Annotated in this window: 4 protein-coding genes; all 4 read left to right on the forward strand. The window is 74.9% G+C overall.

The annotated features are described in order from the left end of the window. Nucleotides 1-84: 84 nt before the first annotated feature. On the forward strand, nt 85-936 hold the full coding sequence (locus NCC78_RS27625) for a MurR/RpiR family transcriptional regulator (RefSeq protein ID WP_250798153.1): 852 nt from the start codon (nt 85-87) through the stop codon (nt 934-936). A gap of 13 nt (nt 937-949) precedes the next feature. Continuing rightward, entirely contained in the window at nt 950-2,605 is a 1,656-nt protein-coding gene (gene hutU, locus NCC78_RS27630; RefSeq protein WP_250798154.1) for a urocanate hydratase, read from the forward strand. A 55-nt stretch (nt 2,606-2,660) separates the two neighbouring features. Continuing rightward, complete coding sequence (locus NCC78_RS27635; protein ID WP_250798155.1) at nt 2,661-3,860, forward strand: allantoate amidohydrolase; 1,200 nt, start codon at nt 2,661-2,663, stop codon at nt 3,858-3,860. 205 nt (nt 3,861-4,065) lie between these two features. Next, nucleotides 4,066-4,819: formimidoylglutamate deiminase (locus NCC78_RS27640; protein ID WP_250798157.1), on the forward strand; the 754-nt coding region annotated here is incomplete at its 3' end.

The raw sequence follows: 4,819 nt of genomic DNA on the forward strand, positions 1-4,819 counted from the left end.
TGCGAGCCCGGCAGCTGGGCGGGTATGCGGGGTTCGCCGCAGGGGGTGGTTGCCTCTGAAAGTTTTCATGCATAGAGTCACGGCATGAATGAGGGAGCTGTCGTGGCGCCCACCGACCGGGTGCTGGACCTGTTCCAGGGGGTCCGCCTCACCCCGACCCAGCGCCGCATCGCGCACTGCCTGGTGCAGCACGCGCCGGCCGTGGCGTACCTGTCCGCGGCCGAGGTCGCCGAGCTCGCCGGCGTCAGCCAGCCGTCGGTCACCCGGTTCGCGGTCGCGCTCGGCCACGACGGCTACCCCGCGCTGCGCCGCCGGCTGCGCGAGCTGACCGCCGGCACGCCGGACGGGCCCCCCGACGCCGGCAACGAACTCCAGCAGGCGGTACGCGCCGAGATGGGCAACCTGGACCGGCTCGCCGGTCAGCTCGCCGACCGGGAGCGGATCGCCGAGACCGGCCAGCTGCTGGCCGCCAGTCGCCCGCTGCCGGTGCTCGGCCTGCGGGCCGCCGCGCCGCTGGCCTCCTACTTCGCCTACTTTGCCGCGAAGGTGCACCCCGACGTGCGGGTGCTCGACGACGGCGGGAGCCTGCTCACCGACCGCCTGGAGCAGGCCGCCGAGGCCGGGGCGAGCGCCCTGCTGGCGTTCGTGCTTCCCCGCTACCCCCGCGAGACGCTGGACGCGCTGCACGAGGCGCGGGCCGCCGGCCTGACCGTGGTGGCCATCACCGACTCGCCGGTCAGCCCGGCCACCGAACACGCCGACGTGGTGCTACCCGCCGCGGTCGGCGCACAGCTCGTGTTCGACCTGCACACCGCCCCGATGACCCTGGCCATGGTGCTGCTCCAGGCGATCTGCGACGCCGCCCCGACCGACACCCAACGTCGGCTGGAGGCGTTCGAGGCGTCCGCCGCCCGCCGCCAGTTGTTCCTCGGCTGAGAGGAGACCCGAGATGTCCCAGATCGTCCGCGCCGCGCGCGGCACCGAACGCACCGCCCGTGGTTGGCCGCAGGAGGCCGCCCTGCGGATGCTGATGAACAACCTGGACCCGGAGGTGGCCGAGCGCCCCGAGGACCTGGTGGTCTACGGCGGCACCGGAAAGGCGGCCCGGGACTGGCCGTCGTACCACGCCCTGGTGCGGACCCTGACCGACCTGCGTGACGACGAGACGATGCTGGTGCAGTCCGGCCGGCCGGTCGGGGTCATGCGCACCCACGAGTGGGCGCCCCGGGTGCTGCTGGCCAACTCGAACCTGGTCGGCGACTGGGCCACCTGGCCGGAGTTCCGCCGGCTGGAGCAGCTCGGCCTGACCATGTACGGGCAGATGACCGCCGGATCGTGGATCTACATCGGCACCCAGGGCATCCTCCAGGGCACCTACGAGACGTTCGGGGCGGTCGCCGCGAAGCGGTTCAACGGGACCCTCGCGGGCACGCTGACGCTGACCGCCGGCTGCGGCGGGATGGGCGGCGCGCAGCCGCTCGCGGTCACCATGAACGGCGGCGCCTGCCTGATCGTGGACGTGGACCGGAGCCGGCTGGAGCGCCGGGTGCGCGACCGCTACCTCGACGAGGTGGCCGACTCGCTGGACGACGCGGTGCGGCGGGTGCTGGCCGCGAAGCGGGACCGGCGCGCCCTTTCCGTCGGCGTGGTCGGCAACGCCGCGGTGGTCTTCCCCGAGCTGCTGGTGCGCGGCGTCGAGATCGACATCGTCACCGACCAGACCAGCGCGCACGACCCGCTGTCGTACCTGCCGGTGGGGGTGGAGCTGGACGACGCCCGGGACTACGCGGCGGCGAAGCCGGCCGAGTTCACCGACCGGGCCCGGGCGTCGATGGCCAAGCACGTCGAGGCGATGGTCGGCTTCCTCGACGCCGGGGCGGAGGTCTTCGACTACGGCAACTCGATTCGGGGCGAGGCGCAGCTGGCGGGCTACGAGCGGGCGTTCGACTTCCCCGGCTTCGTGCCGGCGTACATCCGGCCGCTGTTCTGCGAGGGCAAGGGCCCGTTCCGGTGGGCGGCGCTCTCCGGCGACCCGGCCGACATCGCCGCCACCGACCGGGCGATCCTGGACCTGTTCCCGGAGAACGAGTCGCTGGCGCGGTGGATCCGGATGGCCGGCGAGCGGGTCGCCTTCCAGGGCCTGCCCGCGCGGATCTGCTGGCTCGGGTACGGCGAGCGGGACAAGGCCGGGGTGCGGTTCAACGAGATGGTGGCCTCCGGCGAGCTGTCGGCGCCGGTGGTGATCGGCCGGGACCACCTGGACTGCGGCAGCGTCGCCAGCCCGTACCGGGAGACCGAGGCGATGGCCGACGGCTCCGACGCGATCGCCGACTGGCCCCTGCTCAACGCGCTGGTCAACACCGCCAGCGGGGCGTCCTGGGTGTCGATCCACCACGGCGGCGGGGTGGGCATCGGCCGCTCCCTGCACGCCGGGCAGGTGTGCGTCGCCGACGGCACCGCCCTGGCCGGGCAGAAGATCGAGCGGGTGCTCACCAACGACCCGGCGATGGGCGTGATCCGGCACGTCGACGCCGGCTACGACGCCGCCCGCGAGGTGGCCCAGGCGACCGGCGTGCGGGTGCCGATGGCGGAGGGCACCGCGTGAGCGCGAGGAGTGCAGCGCAGCGGAGCCCCGCAGTCGCGAACAATAGGGAAGCACCGTGACCGACCTCGCCGGCCGGTTCCGCCAGCTCTGGGACGAGATCGCGCCGATCGGACGGGACCCGCGCAGCGGCGGCTACCTGCGGTACGCGCTGACCGAACCGGAGCTGCGGCTGCGGGACTGGTTCCGCGACCAGGCGGCCCGCCGGGGCATGCCGGTCACCGACGACGGCAACGGCAACCTCTTCGCCTGGTGGGGCGACCCGGAGGCCGGGGACGCGGTGCTGACCGGCAGCCACTTCGACTCGGTGCCGCACGGCGGCGCGTACGACGGTCCCCTCGGCATCGTCAGCGCGTTCCTCGCCGTCGACGAGCTGCGGACGGCGGGGGTCGCGCCGGTCCGGCCGCTGGCGCTCGGCGCGTTCGTCGAGGAGGAGGGGGCGCGGTTCGGCGTACCGTGCCTGGGGTCGCGGCTGCTCACCGGGGCGCTGGCGCCGCAGCGGGCGGCCGGCTTGGTCGACGCCGACGGGGTGAGCTTCGCCGAGGCGTGGGGCGGGCCGCCGGCGGGCGCCCGGCCGGAGCTGCTCGGTCGCTTCGCGGCGTTCGTGGAGCTGCACGTCGAGCAGGGCCGCGCGCTGATCGAGGCGGACGCGCCGGTCGCGGTCGCCGACGCGATCTGGCCGCACGGCCGCTGGCGCCTGGACTTCACCGGCGAGGGCAACCACGCGGGTACGACCCGGATGGCCGACCGCCGCGACCCGATGCTGACCTACGCGTTCACGGTGCTCGCGGCGAACAAGGAGGCCCGGCTGCGCGGGGCGCACGCCACGGTCGGCCGGGTGGCGGTGGAACCGAACGCCACCAACGCGATCCCGTCGAAGGTGACCGGCTGGCTGGACGCCCGGGCCGCCGAGCAGGAGACGCTGAGCGGGCTGGTGGAGGCGGTGCACGCCAAGGCCGCCGAGCGGGCCCGTCGCGACGGCACCGACGTCCTGCTGACCGAGGAGTCGGCGACGCCGCTGGTGGCCTTCGACGGCGGGTTGGCCGGCCGACTGGCGGCGCTGCTCGGCGCGCCGGTGCTGCCGACGGGGGCCGGTCACGACGCCGGGGTGCTCGCCGCGCACCTGCCCACCGCGATGCTCTTCGTCCGCAACCCAACGGGTGTGTCGCACTCCCCCGCCGAGTCGGCCACCGACGCCGACTGCGCCGCCGGGGTGACCGCCCTCGCGCGGGTGCTCGAGGAGCTGGCATGCCGCTGAGGACGCACGGGCAGACGGAGTCGCCGGCGGGATCGCGGGTGGGATCGGAGCCGGGATCGCCGGCGGGATGGTGGATCGTGACGCGTGGCTCGTTGAGCACCGTGGCGACCCCGGCACGACCGGGGCGCGCGACCACGACACTCCGTTCGTCGGGCACTGTGGAGCTGCCCGCACGAACGGGGCAGCCGCACAGGGGGCGAGCGAGATGACCACGAGCCGCTGGCTCGCCGAACACGCCTGGCTGCCCGACCACGCCGAGCCGACACCCGACGTGCTGATCGAGACCGCCGAGGGCCGCATCACCGCGGTGACGCCGCTCCTCGGCGCGGCGGGCGTCGCCACCGGCGTCGAGGTGCTGGGCGATGCCGTCCGGCTGCCCGGGCTGACCCTGCCGGGGCTGGCGAACGCGCACTCGCACGCCTTCCACCGGGCCCTGCGCGGGCGCACCCAGGGCGGGCGCGGCGACTTCTGGACGTGGCGCGAGCAGATGTACGCGGTGGCGGCCCGGCTCGACCCGGACTCCTACCTGGCGCTCGCCCGGGCCACCTACGCCGAGATGGCCCTCGCGGGCGTCACCTGCGTCGGCGAGTTCCACTACCTGCACCACAACCCGGACGGCACCCCGTACGACGACCCGAACGCGATGGGTCAGGCGCTGGTCGAGGCCGCCGCCCACGCCGGGATCCGGCTCACCCTGCTCGACACCTGCTACCTCACCGCCGGCGTGGACGCCCAGCCGCTCGCCGGGCCGCAGCTGCGCTTCGGCGACGGCGACGCGCTGCGCTGGGCGGAACGGGTCACCGCGTTCACGCCGGCGAACACCCACGCCCGGGTGGGCGCGGCGATCCACTCGGTGCGTGCGGTGCCGGCCGGACAGCTCGCCACCGTGGCCGGCTGGGCGGACCGGCGCGGCGCGCCCCTGCACGTGCACCTCTCCGAGCAGCCCGCCGAGAACGACG

Origin of the sequence: Micromonospora phytophila, from assembly GCF_023656545.1 — a bacterium.
Classification (GTDB): Bacteria; Actinomycetota; Actinomycetes; order Mycobacteriales; family Micromonosporaceae; genus Micromonospora; species Micromonospora phytophila.